Genomic DNA, 18,340 nt, shown 5'->3' with positions numbered 1-18,340 from the left:
AGAAGCGCATTGTAGACCAGTGTTGCGGCCCGCGGAGCCGCCGCCCGCTGGTGCGATAACACCGTCACCCCCTGCAGAGAACGCTTCTTTCGCGTGATGCCGGATGACGTGTTCATCGCACGCCCGCACCGGCAATCATTTGGACTCGATCATTTGAATACATCGAAGATCACCTCCCCTTGGTTTGACCAAAAGTAATATATTAGTATCCGACTTCGAGCAAGCGCACTCTTGCCGAAATTTTTAAAACTCTCGGCGTTGGAGCTGAAATCACAGGATCAACCGGTAAGCAGACTGTGACAACTGAGTGCTGCGCGCCGCCGACAACATGCGCATCGCGACGACGACACTGGCTGATGATGTAGCCGCTTGCCATCCCACTGGCCATTCTTCCTATGCTTGAGCCAACACTAAAAAAGGGAATCGGAAATGCCGAATGGGACAGTGAAGTTCTTCAACCAGACCAAGGGCTTTGGCTTCATCCAGCCAGATGATGGATCGACCGACACGTTTGTTCATATCTCCGCCGTAGAGCGGTCGGGTCTTGCTATCTTAAGCGAAGGCCAGAAGGTCAGCTACGAGATCGTTCAGGATCGCCGATCAGGTAAATCGTCTGCCGAGAACCTGAAGCTCCTTTAGATTTAAAGAGAGACAGGCACGTCAGGAAAGAAGAAGCGTTTTCGCTCAACGTTGCTCTCGTTCGCGATCATTGCTTGCTACCGAAACGAGGCATGCGACCTGCCGTGCTCGACAAGGCGTCAGTTCATTGTCTCGAAGATCGGTCGAAGTCCTCTATCGCCTCACAGCGACGATCGAGCTGGCTAGATACCTCGACAACTGAACACGGTTGGATTGATTACCGCCGAACAAGAAAACGTAACGACGTCCGGTATCAAAGTGATGGAACAGGCTCACGTGAAATCGCTTGACGGTTCGGGTCACCACGACATCTCCCGCCCTCACAAAGTAGGAGGATACAGGTCTGCCAAAATTTATCCAGGAGACCGCTATATTCGGATTTGCTGGCGGCTGACGGGAAGAATGCTTGGCCACGTATGCAACCCTGCCCAGCTTCTTGAGGACACGCTCGTAAAGGCGATGGCCGAGGCCCTCGACACGCACAGAACGCCGATCGTTTCCCAGCACATGCTGCCATTCGAAATCTACACGGCTGCAAACATTTAGCGTGGAGGCGATGGTCCAACCGCTGCTACCAGTCATGCCGATCTCACGACAGGTGGTCACCCTCGCCGCCAGCCACTCCTGTCCTCACCTGCCCGGCCGCACCTACGCCCGTGCAATATCGATGATGTCGTCAGAGACCCAATAAAGATGCCGCTATTTATTCGTTACGAACATTCGGGCCGCAGGATATGTCAGCTCCTTGTGGCAAGCCCGGTCAGAAGTGCCGCCGCTCCGAAAACTGCGCCGGCGGCGCAGACCGCGGTCCAGCCGCCCCAGCTCCAGGCCGTCCCCGCCAGGGCCGAGCCGACGGCGCCGCCGAGAAAGAAGATGCCGACGAACAGGCCGTTGATGCGGCCGCGCGCTTCCGGCCGTAGCAGATTGATCGCCCTGCGGCCCAATGTCTGGTCGCCGGTAACGCCGACATCGAGCATGACGGCACCCGCGCCGAGCAGAATCAGGAAAAACACGGGATGGCCGGTCTTAGCCTCGCCTGCCCATGCGGACAGCGCCATGGCGACGATCAAGATCAGATGGGAGGCGGTTGTCGCCATGCGCGTCCAGCCCCGATCGCCCATCCGCCCGAAAGGAGAGGTCGCCGCCGCGCCGCCTGCTCCGACAAGGGCAAAAAGGGCGATGCCGGCTTGGCTAAGGGAGAATGGCGGCTGCGCCAGTCGCAGCGCGACCGCGGTCCAGAAAAGGCTGAAACTCGCCATCACCAGTGCGGCCGTGAAGGCCCGTATCCGCAATACCGGCTCATCGCGCAGGAGGTGCCAGAGCGAGGCGATCAAGCTAGCGTAGCCGGTGCTCACCAGCGGCCGGCGTTCCGGCAATCGGAGCGCAAGAACGCCAGTCAGTAGGGCGAGGGCCGCAGCGCTGACGGCATAGAAGCTCCGCCAGCCCCAGATGTCGGCGACGAGACTAGCCAGGGGCCGCGACAGCAAAATGCCGACCATGAGACCGCTCATGACGTTTCCGATCACCCGGCCGCGATGTTCAGGTGGCGTCATGGCCGCAGCAATCGGCACCAGGATCTGAATGGCGGAACAGGCCGCGCCGAGCAGGAAGAGAAAGACGAGCAGGCTCCAGCCTGTTGGTGCGAAGGCCGCAGCAACGGCTGCGACCAGTGCGGAAACGAGCATCCGCACCACCAGCCGGCGGTTTTCGGCGAGATCGGCCAGCGGCACGAGGAAGAACAGCCCAGCGGCATAACCCAGCAATGACGCCATGGCGACGAGGCCGGCGCCGTTTTCCGAAAAGCCGAGCGACGGACCGATGACGCCGACAAGCGTCTGGGGAGCGAAGAGATTGGTGACGATGACACCGGTGGCGATGGCAAAAAGCAAAGTGGAGGGACCAGCAGTGGTTTCCTGCATTTCCTCTTCAAACTCGTCAAACTTGTTCGCGACGCGTTCGGACACGGGTGACATGGGCTCTCCCATAATTTTGCTAATATTGATAGCCATGTTTATCGTTATCCTGCATAATGCGGCAAATGAAATGAGCTGATAATGATTATGCGGATTTTTAATGAACATCCATGATCTCGAAGCATTCGTCGCTGTGGTGGAAACAGGATCGATCGTCGCAGCCTCGGCGCGGATCAACCTGACCCAACCGGGCATCACCCGTCGTGTGCAGAACCTTGAGGACAGTCTCGGCATTGCCCTCCTCGACCGGCAATCCAAGCCGCTTAAGCCGACGGCGGCCGGACGCGAGGCCTATGAGCACGGCCGCCGCGTGCTCCGCTCATTGGACGATCTGAAGGCCGGCGTCTCGCCGGCCGGGACGATCGGCGGCGAGTTCCGTCTCGGCGTCATGCCCTATCTTTCAGAGGCGGCCCTCTCGCCGCCGCTCGACCGGCTACGCAGCCAGTTCCCGCAATTGACGCTGCGCATTTTCTCCGGTTGGTCGCCGCAGCTTGTCGGTCAGGTCGCTCATAGTCAGCTCGATGCGGTGGCGGTCTGCCTGCCGGAGGGCGTTCACCCGCCCGAAGATGTCGTCGGCAACAATCTCGGAACGCACGGCGTGCTTCTGGTGGCCGCTCCATCGCTCAACGTTCCCAAGACACCGAGGCTCCATGAGCTTTCGAGGTTTCCCTGGATCATGAATCAGACGGGCTGCGGCTTCCGCGCCTTCATCCATCACCGTTTCGAAGTCGAACGGCTGCCATTCAACGTCGGCGTCGAAGCCATGACCGCCGATCTCAGAATGTCGCTCGTCGCCCGCGGTCTCGGCATCGGCATCGTCACGCCGGCGGCGCTGGCCGGCAGCCCCTGGCGCGATGCAGTCGAGATCATCGACACGCCGGATTTCCGCCCGAAAGTCACCTCCTGGGTTCTGCATCGCCCACCCGTCGGTCGGCTGGCCCGCCCGATCGCCGCCTTCAGCGAAGCGCTGGCTGAAACACTCAAGGCAGAGAGGCCGTTCCTGACGTAGCGAATGCGCTGCGTGGTGGCCACGGGAAGCGGGTATAGAGCAAGCTCAACACGTCGACTCGCTCCGGCGGGCTCCCAAAACGCTCTGACGTTCTCGTTGTCCTCAAAGACGAACAGATGGCACTTTTTTTCGCCTACACTTAAGCGAGCGACGCCGAAAATCGAATATATCAAAGGAGGAGAGATAGCGTTCCAAGCCGACGCTTTTGGGAGACCGACCATTCGATTAAGGGCGGCATTTCGTGGACGTCCAAGGCAAATACACAGATCTGATATCCCTCACACGGGCTTCACGTTGGAAGAGGGATCTTGATTGGGGCCCTCATACAGACACACGCGCAGGTGAATTGTTAGCGGGTATGTCTTTGGACAAGAGGCTTGTAACAGACCCTCGTGCTGCGCCCGGAAGTCGATGACTGCGGTGGGGAATGGCCGCTCCGAAGCGAGGACGTCGTCGGCGACGAACGCCGCGGCACCGGCGTGCTTGGCGATGTGGCCGACGAAGTTCCGCCGGCCGAACCGATCACGTATGCAAGCGCGTGTCGCGTGACGTGAGTGCGCTGCTAGTCAGTACCCGAACCGCATTACCCACCGATCTTCCGACTTTTCTGTGCTTCGCGCTCGAGCGCTACCGCCGCGAGGTCCTGCAGAAGCTTCTCATGGGTGCGCCAGAAAATATCTGGAGCTTCTTTCGCCAACTCAATCCACAGCGGCCCCTGCATCGTCTCTTCCGTCCACAGATGGCAACCGCCGAACGTCGGCGTGATGATCCAAGCGTGATAAGCCTTGGATTCCTTGGAAGCTTTTGGACCACCACCCCATGCGATGCGGCTGATGGGTTCGAACTCCTGCACAGACGCATAGACGTCCTGCCCAGCCAGGTTGGTTTCGAATCGCGTGCCAGCTTGCAGGACCTCATGACCGTCGAGCAGTTGCACCTCTGCGACGCCCGGATAGAAGCGATGCCATGTCGTTGTATCGACAAGAAGCGACCAGATGGTTTCAGGAGAGGCGGCAACCTCAAGCTCGTTGGTAAAATGAATCGGAGAGCGGCTGGGCGCCATGTCTGCGGGCCACTTGATTGCTTCGAACATGTTGTTCTCCAATGTGCTCATGCGGATACCTCCTTTAGGTCGCCACAACCGACTGCCGGCTCGGCCTCTCACGGAGTTAGTTAGGAACACAGGCGCCCACGCAGGATTCGCGATTTCCCGACACCGGCTGTGCGCTTATGCACCACCTGTCTAGCGTGACCGCGCAGCAGAGAAGCGGCGGGGATTGGTGGCGTCGGCTCCGCTAATGGCAAGCGCTCTCCGGTCTTTACTTGCACCCTGGGTAACTGCGCCTCGCAGGTTCTTACTCGGAAGCTGAGCCCAGACCGGCAAGCAGCGGGGCGTAGCGGGAGAGTCGACGCGCCAGGAATTCCGTGAAGAGGCGGACACGCTTGGTCTTACGGGTCTCGCCATATGTCAGGAGCCACAATGTGCCGTGGACCTGCAGGCGCGATCCAGGAACCCTTGTCAGCAGAGGATCGGTGTCGCCCACGAAACAGGGCAACAGCGTCATCCCGAGTCCCTGGCGCACGGCAGCGATCTGAGCTGCCGCATCAGTAGTCCTGAACAGGACCTCCGATGTCGGGATATCGTTTGGGCGGGTCCAATCCGGGTGGCCGTACCTGTTCTTAATGATCCAGCGGACGGGCTTGCTTGTATCCGTCCGCCATGCCGCGAGAACATCGCGCGAGATGTACACACTCGAGGAAATCTCTGGTCCCTTCAGACCGTGTAGATTGGCCGGTAGCGCGTCGCGGTCGTAGACCACCCGAATTGCGACTTCTGCTTCGCGATTGGTTAGGTTGACCGGTTCATCAGAAGACAGGATCTCCATTTCGACGTCCGGGTAGAGCCGTGCGAACTCAATGAAGTCCGGCATGAGCAGATGCGACGCCAGCGTCGGGGCAAGCGTCGCACGCAGGCGACCGCGCACACCTTGGTCGCGGCCAAATACGCGCGTCTGTAACTGATTTGATGCGGCCTCCATCTCCGCCGCGAACTGCACGACCTCTTCACCGGCAGTTGTCAAAGTATAACCGGACGGCATTTTCTCAAACAGGCGTGCACCAAGTTGTTGCTCCAGTTGCGCGATGCGACGAAGCACGGTCGAATGATTGACCCCCAGGCGGGCGGCCGCGGCCCTAACCGAGCCCTCCCGCGCAACGGCCAAGAAATAGCGAACCTCATCCCAGTCCATTGTCTATACCTTTCGGGCCGAAGACATGCGCGTCGACCTCCAAAATTGCTTGCTCCATAACATAGCGGAAGTGGTGCGATTACGCACCACTGTTATGCGGACCTCGGCACTGATCTACCAGGACACGCAAGCCTACCTTCACGATGACGCAGCGATCAGCTGCTTGCACATGAAGGAAAAGCGATATGAGTTACGCGATCATAGGTTTTGGCGCCGTCGGCCAAGCGCTTGCGCGATCATTCAGCCGCGCGGGAAATAAGGTGGCGGTTGCGACCACACGCTCTCCCCAGGCGATCGAACCCACAGCCAAGGCTATCGGACCCGGGGTCATCCCTGAGACGTTGGAGGACGCTCTCTCCGCCGACATTGTGCTGCTGGCCGTCCCATTCTGGTCGCACCGAGACGTCGCCAAGGCAGCCGTGAATTGGCAGGGCAAGGTCGTCATAGACGTGACCAATGCCTATGGCGTTCCACTATCCGACCTGGACAGTCTTCCCTCCTCGGCGGTCGTGGCAAAGGCGCTGCCTGGCGCGCGCCTGGTGAAGGCATTCAATCATTTGCCCGCGGGCGTACTCGCACAGGATCCTGCCACTGCCGACGGCCGCCGGGTGATCTTCCTGTCGAGCGACGACGAAGGCGCGACCGCAACGGTCGCCGCCCTGATCGAGCAACTCGGCTACGCGCCGGTCAGTCTCGGGAAGATCGCGGACGGCGGCCAGCTCGTACAGGCACGCGACAAGAGCTGGGCACCATTGATCTTCCAAGACCTGTTCAAAAAGGACAAATGAACCGTGTACGACCATGTAATCTGGCCAGATCGATATGATCCGAGAACATCGGCCATCTATGCGCTAAACGATATCGATGTTAAGGCCCCGCCCGAGGTGGTTTGGAAGCTACTCGTCGACGCCGAGAATTGGTCGAGCTACTTCCCCCCCGAAGACCAGGTCAAGATACTGTCCGGTGAGGCGGAACTGACGCTCGGAACCAAGTACAGCCGTGTCACCGTCGGATTCCCGATGAGCCTCACCGTGACTGAGTTCGAGCCTTTACGCCGGCTCGCTTGGGCTACGACGGTCGACGGCGACGAGACCGGCTCGAGCGCATACCACGGTTGGGTCATCACACCCACGAAAGATGGCTGCCATGTGCTGACCGAGGAAACGCAACAGGGGGAGTGGTTTCTCGACTTGCTCGGGCACAAACATCCCGGTGCGCTCTACCGTTATCATCAAGACTGGGTTGAAATGCTCGCTCGCGCAGCGGAGGCGGAAGCTTCGAAGAAGGCGGCTTGACTCGCTCGCCCTCAAGCTTACGCCGCACCGCCCAGACTTGACGCTTTCGACGCAAGCTTACCGAAGTTCATTCGCGCGCGTGCGATCGGACGTGGAGCCGCACACGCTTCTGGCCCTTCTCCCCCGACGGATCACTCAGCTTAAGCACTATAGGAGACGAACAGCATGAATATCGAACTCAAAGGCCGCAAGGCCATCGTCACCGGATCGACGGCAGGCATAGGCCGCGCGATCACGGAGGGGCTCGCGCGCGCGGGCGCATCGGTCGTGATCAATGGGCGCGGAGACCAGCGCGTCGCTTCAGCGTTGCAGGAATTGCGTGCGCTGCTGCCCGGCGCCGACCTTACGGGCATCGCCGCCGACCTTTCGACGGCCGCGGGATCCGCAGCCCTCTTAGCTCAGGTGGCGGATGCTGACATTCTCGTCAACAACGTCGGCACGGCGCATCTCAACGGTTTCTTCGACCAGGACGACAGCGAGTGGCTCGATCTCTTCCAACTCAATGTGATGAGCGGCGTTCGCGCTGCGCGACACTATGTGCCCGGGATGGTTAAGCGTGGGTGGGGACGGGTCGTGTTCATCAGCAGCGAGTCCGCAATCATGATTCCCAAGGAGATGATCGACTACGGCATGACCAAGACAGCGCAACTCGCCGTGTCCAGGGGCCTTGCGGAGCTGGTCGGCGGAACCGGAGTGACCGTCAACGCTGTGTTGCCAGGGCCGACCCGCTCCGAAATCCTGTCCAATTGGATGAAGGCAACTGCCGACGAACAGGGTATCACGCAGGAGGAGGCGGAGCAGAACTTCCTGAAGACGATGCGCCCGACGACGCTCATCAACCGGTTCACGACGACTGAAGAAGTCGCGAACATGGTGGTTTACGTCTGCTCGGAGCAGGCCTCCGGTACGAGCGGCGCCGCACTGCGCGTCGACGGCGGCGTCGTTCGCTCGATCCCTTGAGCAGCGCCTTATCCCGATGTGATCGGCCTCCTGGCGCCGACAGAGTAGGAGCTTTCCATGACCATAAATATCCACGGTGCCCGCGTGCTCGTCGTCGGAGCCTCCGGCGGCATCGGCGGCGCAGTCGCTGATGCTTTTGCCGCCGCCGGTGCGCGGGTGTCGCGTCCGGAGCGTTCAGCGTTGGATATCACCGACGATGCTTCGGTGGAGGCCTATTTCGCTGTGGCCAACCCCTTCGATCACGTCATCGTCGCTGCGGCGCAAACCAAGACAGGGCAAGTTGCTGATCTCACGCTTCCCGATGCGCGGGCGTCCATGAATAGCAAGTTCTTCGGTGCCTTCCGGGTGGCCAAGGCGGCAAAAGTCAACGACGGCGGCTCGATCACGTTCGTGTCGGGTTACCTTTCGCACCGGCCCAACGCAACCTCGGTGCTCCAGGGCGCGATCAATGCGGCTCTTGAGGCGCTGGCACGGGGCCTCGCGCTCGAGCGGGCCCCTGTCCGCGTCAACACCGTCTCGCCGGGTCTGATCAATACGCCGCTTCACGCGAAGATGGGCGAAGCGAACCGCCAGGCCATGTTCGCAAAAACCGCGGCGCACCTGCCGGCACGCCGTGTGGGTCAGCCCGAGGACATCGCCGCTGCCATCCTGTTCGTGACCACAAACCCGTTCGCCACCGGGTCGACCGTCACGGTAGACGGCGGCGGCACCATAGCCAACTGAGTTGCGCTGCGAGGTGCGCGCCCAAACCGTCAGCTTATATTGGCACGCCCCGGACGGAAGTTGCTGAAAAATGATTTGGGCGCGTTAACGACTTCGGGACGGACCTCAAGCTGTAGATGGTCGCCCGCGCTGATCGCCCCGCTAACGTCGTCTGGCCAATTTTTCCGCGACAAGATTGAAGCCATTCTGGCATCGCCTGATCGCCGCACATGGATAGGTCGCCGTGATTACGCCTTGTTGCTCACCGCCGTGCAGACCGGCATGAGCCTCTCGGAACTCGTAAGCCTCGATTGAAACGCGGTGACGCTCGGAACGTCAGCCATTCGGTGCTTCGGCAAAGGTCGCAAGGAGCGCGTCACGCCGGTCACCAAGATGTTGAACTCTGCGTTGACGGTCTGGATCAATGAGCGACGTGCAGGTCGCTGCAACATCCTTTTTCCGACAGTGCATGGATCGCGGATGAGCTCGGATGCAGTACAGTATTCGTTGGCGAAGCATGTTAGGACGGCGTCTGAGCAATGCCCATCCCTGAAGGCGAAGCGCGTTTCGCCGCATGTACTCGGATACAGCGCGGCAATGGAGGTGCTCGACGCCGGCGTCGATAGCACGGTGATCTCGTTCTGGCTTGGCCGCGAATCCACACGCTCAACGCAGCCGTATCTGCATGCCCATCTGGCGATCAAAGAGGCGGCAATCGCCAAAGTCGATCCATTCAACGATCGACCCTACCAGCGCTTCAAGGCAGACGACAAACTTCTATTGCTTCTTGACCGGCTCTGACTAGGGGCTCGATACCGCGGCGCGCGTGCTGCGGTATCGCTGATGGCCCAACCGTTTCGTATGCAGCATTTTGGCCACTGTTGGCCCGTGCGGCCATAGGCTATCGCAATAACTGGTTGCGATAGTCCACGTTCGTTACGGAGCTCTGCGACAGCGACTCCCAATCCGTTCGATTATCGCTGCGTCAGAGGTTCGGGTGAAGACTGCGGACAGGACTCACGATGTCCAACAGCGAGGCGATATGGAGGATCGTCGATTCCGCCTGCCACTTGCCCACAATCTGGACATTGATTGGCAGACCCTCCGTGCTCGTACCGAACCGCATCGAGACGCCCGGCAGGCCGGTGACGTTGAGGGGCACGGTCGCGCCCTGCAGATAGGTCGCATCGACAGTCTGGCCGTCGATGGTGAACTCCTCGACGCCGTGCTTGTGGGCCGGAATGGGCAGCACATGGGTGATGAGCGCGTCGTAACGGGAGAAGTAGTCGGCATAGCCGTCGCGCAGCCTCTCGGCCGCCTGCTCGGCGTCGATGTAATCCTTCATCGAAGTATCTGGCAACGAGAGCATGGTCTTCGCCATCTTGTAGAGCTCGTCCTTTCTGCGGCCGGCGGTGGCCTCCTCGAAAGCTGGCTTCATTTCCATCACGTGCAGACGGTTGAAGACGTCGAGGGCGAAGTCTCGCTCCAACGCTGGGATGCCGACGTGCTCGACGAAGACGCCGATATCCTTTAACGCGTTGGCGGCGGCCTGTACGGTAGCCGCGACTTCGGGATCGACGGGGCCGAAGCCTGGACCGACCATCCAACCGACGCGGAGCTGACGGAACGGCTCGCGACCGATACCCACATCGAACGTACTGGTGGCGAACGCATCATGCCCGTCAGGCCCGGCCAGTTGCGAGAAGGCCAGCGCGACGTCGCGGACCGACCGGGCCATCGGACCGACATGCCAAAACCGACGAGGCGCACGCGGCCAGATGCCAGTCATCGGAACGCGTCCATGGGTCGCCTTCATCGAGGTGATGCCAGTCTGCGCCGCCGGGCCGCGAACCGAGATGGCAAGATCCGTGCCGAGGCCGATCGGCGACATTCCGGCGGCGATGGCGGCCGATTCACCGCCGCTCGAGCCGCCGGGCGTGCGCTCCAGATCCCAAGGGTTGTTCGAACGGCCGGAGAGAAGGTTGTCGCTCTCGATCCAGTAGGAGAATTCCGGCAGGTTGGTTTTGGCAAGGAGGATGCCGCCGGCCTTCTTCATGCGTGCGACGCTGGTCGCGTCTGCGTCCGGGAGGCGCCCTTTGAAGATCGGCGAGCCGCGTTGGGTCAACACGCCCACAGTATCGATCGAGTCCTTGGCCGTAAACGGCACACCGTGCAACGGGCCGAGATCTTCGCCCGAGAGCACGGCCGCTTCCGCCGCCCTGGCAGCTTCAAGCGCTCCATCGACAACGGTCACGATTGCGTTGACGTCACGGTCCACCGCTTCGATACGGTTCAGGTGCGCCTGTACTATTTCGACAGGGGAAACTTCCTTGGAGCGGACGAGCTCGGCCAGTTTCGTTGCGTCGGAATAGATCAATTCGTTTGTCATTAAAGTGTCCCTAACTAACAGATGGTAGGTGTGAAACTAGGTCTTCACTTTTGGTCCGTCAACCCTTATCTAACATTTGGTAGGTTGACGAATGAAAGGCCACGATGAGTACAAACGCGAAGGAAGCTATTTTGGCGGCAGGTCGCCAAAGCGCCCAGGCGCATGGCTACGGTGGCCTCAATCTGCGTGATCTTGCGAGCGAGGTTGGGATCAAAGCCGCCAGCATCTATCACCACTTCCCGAGCAAAGCCGACCTCGCGGCCGCGATCGCCGAACGGTATTGGCAAGATACAAAAGCTTGGCTGGAAGAAGTTGCTAGCCACAAAGGCGATCCGGTCGAAAGCCTGCGCGAGTATCCAAACACGTTCCGGATGTCGCTCGAAAACGGAAATCGCCTTTGCCTGGGAAGCTTCCTAGGCGCCGAATACGACGATCTTCCGGAACCAGTAAGGAGAGAGGTCCAGACCTTCGCCGATATCAATGTAGCTTGGCTCCGCGAGCGTTTGATCGAAGCCGGCTTAGTTGCGGCCGCGGAGAGCGAAGAGCGTGCGCGTGCAGTTTTCGCTGCGATTGCCGGAGCTCAGCTTCTTGCACGAAGCCGTTCGGACATCTCGCTCTTCGACTCGATGATCAAGAGCTATCGCGCAGCCGGGCTTCTTCCAGCTTGATTAGAACAGCCAACTACTTGGCTCCGGGGCGTCCTGGAGCCAGGATAGGTTCGATACTGCATTGGCGCATTGTTGACGTCGCCCCAGAAAATATGCCGAGCTTACCGTCGGCATTATCGGAAATCGCGGGCTCTCGGGAATGGATTCGGCGTAGTCTCCGGCTCGGGATAAATCCCCTTATGCCGAATTAGGCATAACGGGATAAACATGTCTCACGACTGCACGACTGGCCTCGGGCTATCTCTGGGGTCAGGCCACCCGCCTCTGGCGAACTCATCGCCGCGGCCGGCCGGAAGTTTGAATTTTTCGTCGCGGTCGGCGAGGCCCACAAGGTCGCCTGACGGCGATGTCCCGTTGTCTGTGGCTTAACGGTTCGCGGATAATGGGGTGGAGATGAGCGAACCCACCGTCAACTATAAGAACCACCGCTTTCCGCCGCAGATCATCGCCCATGCGGTCTCGCTCTATTTTAGGTTCCTCTGAGCCTGCGGCTGGTTCAGGAGATGCTGTTTGAGCGTGGGATTGTGGTATCGTATGAAACGATCCGGCGATGGGGCCGCAAATTCGGTCCGGCCTTCGCAAAGCGACTGCGCCGTAAGAAGCCTTCGCGAGGAGACATCTGGCACCTGGACGAGGCGGTGATTTCCATCAGCGGCCAAAAACACTGGCTGTGGCGCGCCGTCGATCAGAGCGGCTACGTTCTCGATGAAATCGTCCAGACCCGTCGCGACACCAAGGCCGCCAAGCGAGTGCTGATCCGGCTGCTAGAGAAGCAAGGTCTGAGGCCAAAGCGCATCATCACCGACAAACTGCGATCGTACGGCGCGGCAAAACGGAAAGTCATGCCAGATGTCGAACATCGATCTCACAAAGGTCTCAACAATCGGTCAGAGAACTCTCACTTACCGCTGCGAAAACGAGAACGAATGATGCAGGGATTTCGATCGGCCGGCGGCCTGCAACGCTTTGTGTCGATTTTTTCGGCAGTCAGAAATCTCTTTGTCGCGTCGCATCAAAAACGCCCAGCTCTCGCTACCCACATCCATTGTATCCACGCCATGGCGCACTGGAAGGCCGTGACCGGCGCGCGTGCCTGACTTTGCAGGGTCACACCATCTTCGATCAGTGATGAAACAACGTGACATCGCCCTTGAATCCGATCACCATCGAATCCGGCCCCGCCAACGGCACGACGCGCGGGGACACGAAGCCCGCTTCACGCATCCATGCCTGGCAGTCGACGCCAGTATAATCGAATCCGCCGGGGGTTTCGATCAGCATGTTCAGGCTCATCAGGAGCCCAAAGGCGTTCTCGCGGCGCTCGTCATCGATGACGGCGTCGTAGGCGATCACGGCCCCGCCTTTCGGCAGCGCGGCAAAGGCCTTTTCCAGCAGCAGCTTCTTCTCGGCGAGATCCCAGTCGTGCAGGATATGTCCCATCACGATCACATCCACGTTCGGCATCGGATCGTCGAAGAAGTTGCCGCCCTGAAAGCGGATACGGTCGGAGAGGCCCTGCTGGGCGACGAACTCCTCGAATATCGGCTGCACGGCGGGCAGATCGAAGCCGATCGCCTTCAGGTGGGGATGAGCCCGCGCGACCACCACCGGTACCATGCCCTGCGCCGCGCCTACATCGGCGAATGTCGTGTATTTCGACCAATCGAACTTGGCTGCGATCGCCTGCGCCGCCCCGGCGCTGATGCCGCTCATGGCCCTGAGGAAGCCGCGCAGCCGTTCCGGTTCCGCATAGATCGCGGCGAAGAAGTCCGTCTTATGCTTGCTTTCGTTCTGCATTTCCCCCGTCCGCAGGGCTTCGGTGAGCGAGCCCCAGAAGCCGTAGAGCCGAGCATTGGCCATTTCGAGGATGCCGCCGATATAGGACGGCTTGGCCCTGTCGAGGAAGAGGTCCGTATCGGGGCTATTGCGGTAGATGTCGTCGTCGCGTTCGAGCAGCTTCAGGGCAACCAGGGCATCGAGGAAATCGCGGGCCGAGCGGGGATGCAGCTTGAGCCTGGCCTGCAATGCCGTCAGGTCGGCCGGGCCCGCGGCGAGCTCGGTGAAGACACCGAGTTCGATCGCACTGAGCGCTGTCTTGGAGGCCCAGAAGCCCAGGCCCAGCTGCATGATGTTGTCCGGTGTCGGTGCGCCCATCGCTTGTCTCCTCGTGGATTTGTGCCGCTGAACCGGCAGCCTCGAGTGGTCTTGAAACGAAACGCTCAAAGGATGCTCCGATGCCGGCCGCGCTCGGACACCGATGGCGTTCCGCGTCGTCGTGGCACCATGCGAAGAAAATAGGACGATTTTCCGGACGATGGAAGACGCGAGAGGTTCAAGAAGCGCTTCAAGTCAGCATTGCATCTTCAGCGCTTCGTCTCCATCCACGATCCGATCGCAAACCGGTTTAGCATTCCCTGACATGACCTTCCATCCGACCATCATCGCGAACTGCGAGCCGCAGCCATGCAAACGTAGTGCCAGATCGCGCACCTCCACGCTGCCTGAGACAAAGCCGAATTCCCGTAGCAAAGCCATCCCAAGTTGAGTTTACAGTGCCACCGATTCTGCTCGTAAATGACGATGGGTTTGCGCCAGCAAAGGTGGCCATCTCCCCAAAATTATCGTATTGTGACCGCAAAAGCGCTCGTGATATCCCGCACTTAGCGCTATAAGTTTCCCCCAACGGGACAGCATTCTGAGCGCGTGAATTCCCGATAGAACTTATAGGTGCAGGAGGATGCCCATGCGCATTCTGGATTCCCATTTTCATTGGTGGCCGAAGGCGTTCTTTGAGCAGCTTTCCAAGCGCAAGGACTATCCCAAGGCGGCACCGAACAAGGACGGTTACCACTACTGGCGCAAGGAAGGCGCGACCGGGCTCCTGAATTTAGAACCGGAGTGGTTCGATTTGGAGCGGCAGTTCGCGTACATGGACAGCCTCGGCCATCAGATCGACGTCGTTTGTTCGATCGGCCCGCTGTCGATCCACTTCTCCGACATTCCGGTAGAGCAGGGCCGCGACGACGCGATGTTCTGGAACGAGGAAATGGCCGCCGCGCAGCGCAAATATGCCGGCCGTCTCTGGGCCAGCGCCGCTGTACCGTTGACCGACACAAAGGTGGCGCTCGAAGTGCTCGACCATGCAGTCGGCAAGCTCGGCCTGATGGGCGTCAACCTGCCCGGCAGCGTCGGCAATGATCCTTTCATCGACGCCGAGCGGCTGGAGCCTTTTTATGCCCGTGTCGCCGAATTCGACATTCCGGTGTTCATCCACCCGACCGATGCGATCTTCCAGGACCTGCTGCCCGGCTATCAAGGCGCGCTGCATCTCACGATGGGCCGCGTCATGGAAGTCAGTGTCGCAGCCTCGCGGTTGATCTTCTCCGGCCTGATGGAGCGTTATCCGAACCTCAAGGTCGTCATGTCCCATACTGGCGGGGCCCTGCCCTACCAAGCCGGCCGCATGGACAAGAACGGCGCGCGTGTCGGCCTGCCGCATCCGCCGAGCACCTATATGAAGCGGATGTTCACCGACACGGTCTCGCCGCACAGCCTCGGCATGAAGTTCGCCATTGAATATTATGGTATCGACAACGTCATGTACGGCACGGACTATCCCTGCTGGGATCCCGCAGTCTGCCTGAAACTGCTAGCGGAACTCGATCTTTCCGAGGAAGACAAGCAGAAGCTGTTCTACGGCAATGCCAAGCGGATCCTCGGGCTCGACAAGGCAGAAGCAACGACAGAACCCCCGCGAGCGTTGAGGGCCTGATCCTCAACGCCGGGAAGATCTGAAAAGTTAGATTCTCACAGCCAGATGCTGTCGAGAATGCTCAGCATTTCCTGCCAAAGGCCGGCTCGCCACTTTGTACGACCATATTCGCCAATGCCCAGTCCCGGCAGCCTGCAAATTGCCTGATATCGCCTGGGCACCATGCGCTGCAGCTTCATTTCGACGAGCGCCGCATTGTCTCGCCGAGAGGGATCGCCCGACACGGAGGTGCAGACCTCTTCGAACTGCCGATCACCGGAAAATACCTTCACCCGTGCCGCCCAGATATCCGGCAGATGAACATCCAGTGCCTGGTCCGCGACGATCTCCACCTTACGGCCATAGGCGATAATCGCCTCCGTCGGCTGGTCGTCCCGTTCGATATCGAAGAGCAGTTCCGGATTGAGCGCCGCCGTGGCGATCTGGGCGTGCATGTTGGCAATCGTGCTCAGCCGGTCGCCGGGTATCGCAGGCTTGGCCACCATTGCGGCATGGATAGGCGGTACGCAGATCTCGATCCGCTCGATCGACTGCGGATCGACGCCCTGCTCCAGGATCGCTCGAAACGCCGCGATAGCGTTGATGACCTGGCGCGCTGCCACGAACGGCTTCAGGCCCACAGTCTCGATACCGTCGCCGCCGGTCAACGCTTCCGGGCGGATGAATTTCGGATCGGCGAGGCTGGCAAGCCATTCCGGCGAGATCAGCCCGATATCTCCCTGAAACCCCTTGGCCGCCGCCAGTGCCGCGCGGCATCCCTTACCGACGGATTCGCCGAGCATGAGCCACCGCCCGGAGGGAGATCCCGAAATGCGCCCGAGCCTGCCTCCGGCACCCGCCGCTGCGAGACCGAGCGCTGCGGCGATCTGCTTTTCATTGAGGCCAAGCGCCACCGACGCCGTCGCGGCCGCAATGATCGGCGCCGCGAAATAAGTCGGCCAGATACCCGTTACGAGTGCGACAGCCCCGCCAAGCGCCGCGCCGATGCGAAGGCCGACGGCATAACCGGCCGCAACGGCACGATCGAAGGCTTCGGTATCGGGCTTTTCCGCCGAAAAAGCCAAAGCCACCGGAATGACGATCGAACCGGCTGTGATACAGGATGCGACATGGATATTATCGCATTCCGTCCGCCGGATCATGGCGGCAATGGCTGACGCCAGTCGATCCGGACTGCCCGAACCTTTGCACGCGAAAAAGCGCGCAAGCGCCATCGCTTCCGCCGAGGCATGACCGGCAAAGAAAGCGACCATGGTATCGGCCACATGCAGGTCGATATGCCGACGAGTCTCTGGCCCGATTAACGAGCCGTCACGAAACTCCCTCGCCCATGCTTCCGCAATCATCGACCGCACCCGGTTTTCATCGCGTCAACGAGGTCAATGGCATAGCCCCTTCCCTTCCGACCTGCACCATGGCGCCGGCGAAGGACGTTTCCGTCTCGCCTCGCGCAAAGATGTGGAACGAAAGAAGCGAGCCCTCGACAATCAGCGCCACATTGTTGGGACTGATCTTCGGTAGACCGTTCAACTCGATGCCGATCCCGCGTCCGAGACCATATGCGAGCGCGGATCGGCGACCATTTTCGGAAAGCCCCGCGAGACCGGCCTTTGCGACCGCCGAAGCCGAGGTGCCCGGACGAGATGCCTGGACCATGGCCTCAACGGCGCGGACGGCTTCGCTGTCCGGCCCACTTGTCGCGCCTACGACCTGATCCGCCCAATAACCCTGATACCGGGTTGCGACCCAGAGAAGCAGCTGGCCGCGCCGCTCGTCCGAATGCCGTTCATAGGGTCGCAGATCATCACTGTTCAGATTGGCTAGCGCCCGGAAATCCCATGCGCCGGCAAAGCGGGCGACCCGTTCCGCCTCGATGACCGCGGCGGCATTGGATGCGCCATCGGCAAAAACTTTCTCCGCCGCGGCCGCGGCCTTTTCCGTCATGCCGAGCGCGATGCGGGCCGCGGTCAGTTCACGCGGGCGCATGCGGCTTCTGACACTTAGGAGGACTGCGGAAAAATCCGCCAGCTCATAACCCGCCAATGCGTTGACGAGATCCTGGTACGGGCGGTTCGGCATGACCTGCAGGCCGACGGTACCGACCCGGCCGGACGTCACCTTGCGTTCTTCCAGCCCGGCACGGACGGCGGAACCGACCAGTCCGCCCTGATAGGACACATCACCGATCCAGGTTTGCTCGCGCAGGAAGAAGCTCTCGCGGCTACCGCTTGCGGTGAAGATCGAAGGCTCTCCGTCGAGCGTCAGCACCAGCGTACCGTCGACATTTCCGCCGACGAGATAGAAAAGATCGGCATCCTCATACATATTGCCCGAGACCACGAGGGCATCGAGCTGCATTCGGCGCATTTCCTCGCGCACCAGACGGATGCGTTCGAAGAACTCGTCGCCGGACATCAGCGCCCGATCCCAGAAGGTCAGGCCGCGTTTGATCGAGGGTTCCATGGACAGCAAGATGGTCTCCTCAAATTGCGATCGTATCGAGCCGACCCATGCGGCTCGTGAGCGGCTGCGCGCCCTCGTCGGTGATCAGCACAGGTTCGCCGCACATCATGTAGCCGGTGTCCGGGAAATACTGGTTGGGATGCAGGATGAAGACCATGCCCTTGATCAGCACTTCGTCGCTGTCGACGGCGATTTCCGGGTCCATCGAGCCGAGCGCCATA

The 18,340-nt window shown here is 60.4% G+C and carries 20 protein-coding genes and 3 pseudogenes; 14 read left to right on the top strand and 9 right to left on the bottom strand.

From position 1 onward, the window contains the following. The first annotated feature begins 429 nt into the window (after nucleotides 1-429). Nucleotides 430-639, top strand: a complete 210-nt coding sequence (locus tag ACPYOI_RS28885; RefSeq protein ID WP_481423710.1) for a cold-shock protein — start codon at nucleotides 430-432, stop codon at nucleotides 637-639. 153 nt (nucleotides 640-792) lie between these two features. Here the strand turns inward: ACPYOI_RS28885 and ACPYOI_RS28880 are convergent. Then, a pseudogene (locus ACPYOI_RS28880) lies at nucleotides 793-1,062 on the bottom strand (C40 family peptidase); the annotation flags it as partial. Between ACPYOI_RS28880 and ACPYOI_RS28875 the strand changes: the two are divergent. Continuing rightward, entirely contained in the window at nucleotides 1,042-1,185 is a 144-nt protein-coding gene (locus tag ACPYOI_RS28875) for a hypothetical protein (protein WP_481423712.1), read from the top strand. The pseudogene ACPYOI_RS28880 and the gene ACPYOI_RS28875 sit on opposite strands and share 21 nt — an antisense overlap. A gap of 191 nt (nucleotides 1,186-1,376) precedes the next feature. On the opposite strand, the gene ACPYOI_RS28870 is transcribed toward ACPYOI_RS28875, so the two are convergent. Then, nucleotides 1,377-2,612: an MFS transporter gene (locus tag ACPYOI_RS28870; protein ID WP_481423709.1), complete on the bottom strand. Its 1,236-nt coding sequence runs from the start codon at nucleotides 2,610-2,612 to the stop codon at nucleotides 1,377-1,379. Nucleotides 2,613-2,712: 100 nt separating this feature from the next. Between ACPYOI_RS28870 and ACPYOI_RS28865 the strand changes: the two genes are divergently transcribed. Beyond that, nucleotides 2,713-3,621, top strand: coding sequence for a LysR family transcriptional regulator (locus ACPYOI_RS28865; protein WP_481423708.1), 909 nt, complete (start codon nucleotides 2,713-2,715; stop codon nucleotides 3,619-3,621). A gap of 392 nt (nucleotides 3,622-4,013) precedes the next feature. After that, the gene (locus ACPYOI_RS28860; protein WP_481423707.1) at nucleotides 4,014-4,175 is read left to right on the top strand and encodes a hypothetical protein; all 162 of its coding nucleotides are present in this window, start codon (nucleotides 4,014-4,016) and stop codon (nucleotides 4,173-4,175) included. A 29-nt stretch (nucleotides 4,176-4,204) separates the two neighbouring features. Here ACPYOI_RS28860 and ACPYOI_RS28855 read toward each other — a convergent pair whose 3' ends face one another. Together ACPYOI_RS28855 and ACPYOI_RS28850 are read right to left on the bottom strand one after the other, a co-directional pair. Then, nucleotides 4,205-4,735: an SRPBCC domain-containing protein gene (locus tag ACPYOI_RS28855; protein ID WP_481423706.1), complete on the bottom strand. Its 531-nt coding sequence runs from the start codon at nucleotides 4,733-4,735 to the stop codon at nucleotides 4,205-4,207. A 241-nt stretch (nucleotides 4,736-4,976) separates the two neighbouring features. Then, complete coding sequence (locus tag ACPYOI_RS28850) at nucleotides 4,977-5,870, bottom strand: LysR family transcriptional regulator (RefSeq protein WP_481423705.1); 894 nt, start codon at nucleotides 5,868-5,870, stop codon at nucleotides 4,977-4,979. A 185-nt stretch (nucleotides 5,871-6,055) separates the two neighbouring features. Between ACPYOI_RS28850 and ACPYOI_RS28845 the strand changes: the two genes are divergently transcribed. The 6 genes from ACPYOI_RS28845 to ACPYOI_RS28820 all read left to right on the top strand — a co-directional run bounded on the left by ACPYOI_RS28845 (nucleotide 6,056) and on the right by ACPYOI_RS28820 (nucleotide 9,628). Beyond that, nucleotides 6,056-6,658, top strand: a complete 603-nt coding sequence (locus tag ACPYOI_RS28845; RefSeq protein ID WP_481423704.1) for an NADPH-dependent F420 reductase — start codon at nucleotides 6,056-6,058, stop codon at nucleotides 6,656-6,658. Between the two features lie 3 nt (nucleotides 6,659-6,661). Further along, nucleotides 6,662-7,165 carry an SRPBCC domain-containing protein gene (locus ACPYOI_RS28840; protein WP_481423703.1) on the top strand — a complete coding sequence of 168 codons (504 nt, stop codon included), beginning with the start codon at nucleotides 6,662-6,664 and terminating at the stop codon, nucleotides 7,163-7,165. A 165-nt stretch (nucleotides 7,166-7,330) separates the two neighbouring features. Next, nucleotides 7,331-8,125 carry an SDR family NAD(P)-dependent oxidoreductase gene (locus tag ACPYOI_RS28835; protein WP_481423702.1) on the top strand — a complete coding sequence of 265 codons (795 nt, stop codon included), beginning with the start codon at nucleotides 7,331-7,333 and terminating at the stop codon, nucleotides 8,123-8,125. A 57-nt stretch (nucleotides 8,126-8,182) separates the two neighbouring features. Next, the gene (locus ACPYOI_RS28830) at nucleotides 8,183-8,848 is read left to right on the top strand and encodes an SDR family oxidoreductase (RefSeq protein WP_481423701.1); all 666 of its coding nucleotides are present in this window, start codon (nucleotides 8,183-8,185) and stop codon (nucleotides 8,846-8,848) included. Between the two features lie 60 nt (nucleotides 8,849-8,908). Further along, a complete protein-coding gene (locus ACPYOI_RS28825; RefSeq protein WP_481423700.1) occupies nucleotides 8,909-9,142 on the top strand; it encodes a hypothetical protein in 234 nt (77 codons plus the stop codon). A 6-nt stretch (nucleotides 9,143-9,148) separates the two neighbouring features. Further along, nucleotides 9,149-9,628, top strand: coding sequence for a tyrosine-type recombinase/integrase (locus tag ACPYOI_RS28820; protein WP_481423699.1), 480 nt, complete (start codon nucleotides 9,149-9,151; stop codon nucleotides 9,626-9,628). 184 nt (nucleotides 9,629-9,812) lie between these two features. On the opposite strand, the gene ACPYOI_RS28815 is transcribed toward ACPYOI_RS28820, so the two are convergent. Further along, nucleotides 9,813-11,216: an amidase gene (locus ACPYOI_RS28815; RefSeq protein ID WP_481423698.1), complete on the bottom strand. Its 1,404-nt coding sequence runs from the start codon at nucleotides 11,214-11,216 to the stop codon at nucleotides 9,813-9,815. A gap of 104 nt (nucleotides 11,217-11,320) precedes the next feature. Between ACPYOI_RS28815 and ACPYOI_RS28810 the strand changes: the two genes are divergently transcribed. Together ACPYOI_RS28810 and ACPYOI_RS28805 are read left to right on the top strand one after the other, a co-directional pair. After that, nucleotides 11,321-11,884 carry a TetR/AcrR family transcriptional regulator gene (locus ACPYOI_RS28810; protein WP_481423697.1) on the top strand — a complete coding sequence of 188 codons (564 nt, stop codon included), beginning with the start codon at nucleotides 11,321-11,323 and terminating at the stop codon, nucleotides 11,882-11,884. Nucleotides 11,885-12,230: 346 nt separating this feature from the next. Further along, nucleotides 12,231-12,981, top strand: a pseudogene (locus ACPYOI_RS28805) (IS6 family transposase). 25 nt (nucleotides 12,982-13,006) lie between these two features. Here the strand turns inward: ACPYOI_RS28805 and ACPYOI_RS28800 are convergent. Beyond that, nucleotides 13,007-14,038, bottom strand: a complete 1,032-nt coding sequence (locus ACPYOI_RS28800; RefSeq protein WP_481423696.1) for a methyltransferase — start codon at nucleotides 14,036-14,038, stop codon at nucleotides 13,007-13,009. Between the two features lie 165 nt (nucleotides 14,039-14,203). Here ACPYOI_RS28800 and ACPYOI_RS28795 point away from each other — a divergent pair. Further along, nucleotides 14,204-14,299 (top strand): annotated as a pseudogene (locus ACPYOI_RS28795) (IS6 family transposase); the annotation flags it as partial. A gap of 328 nt (nucleotides 14,300-14,627) precedes the next feature. Beyond that, nucleotides 14,628-15,656, top strand: coding sequence for an amidohydrolase family protein (locus tag ACPYOI_RS28790; protein WP_481423695.1), 1,029 nt, complete (start codon nucleotides 14,628-14,630; stop codon nucleotides 15,654-15,656). A gap of 35 nt (nucleotides 15,657-15,691) precedes the next feature. Here the strand turns inward: ACPYOI_RS28790 and ACPYOI_RS28785 are convergent, their stop codons facing one another. The 3 genes from ACPYOI_RS28785 to ACPYOI_RS28775 all read right to left on the bottom strand — a co-directional run. Next, nucleotides 15,692-17,002, bottom strand: a complete 1,311-nt coding sequence (locus ACPYOI_RS28785) for an MmgE/PrpD family protein (protein WP_481423694.1) — start codon at nucleotides 17,000-17,002, stop codon at nucleotides 15,692-15,694. A gap of 16 nt (nucleotides 17,003-17,018) precedes the next feature. Further along, the gene (locus tag ACPYOI_RS28780; RefSeq protein WP_481423711.1) at nucleotides 17,019-18,119 is read right to left on the bottom strand and encodes an aminopeptidase P family N-terminal domain-containing protein; all 1,101 of its coding nucleotides are present in this window, start codon (nucleotides 18,117-18,119) and stop codon (nucleotides 17,019-17,021) included. 19 nt (nucleotides 18,120-18,138) lie between these two features. Continuing rightward, nucleotides 18,139-18,340, bottom strand: a 202-nt coding sequence (locus ACPYOI_RS28775; protein WP_481423693.1) for a hypothetical protein, incomplete at its 5' end; no start/stop codon positions are given.

Source organism: Rhizobium sp. SVR5-2C (assembly GCF_056755115.1).
This window is presented reverse-complemented; position numbering and strand designations above follow the sequence as displayed.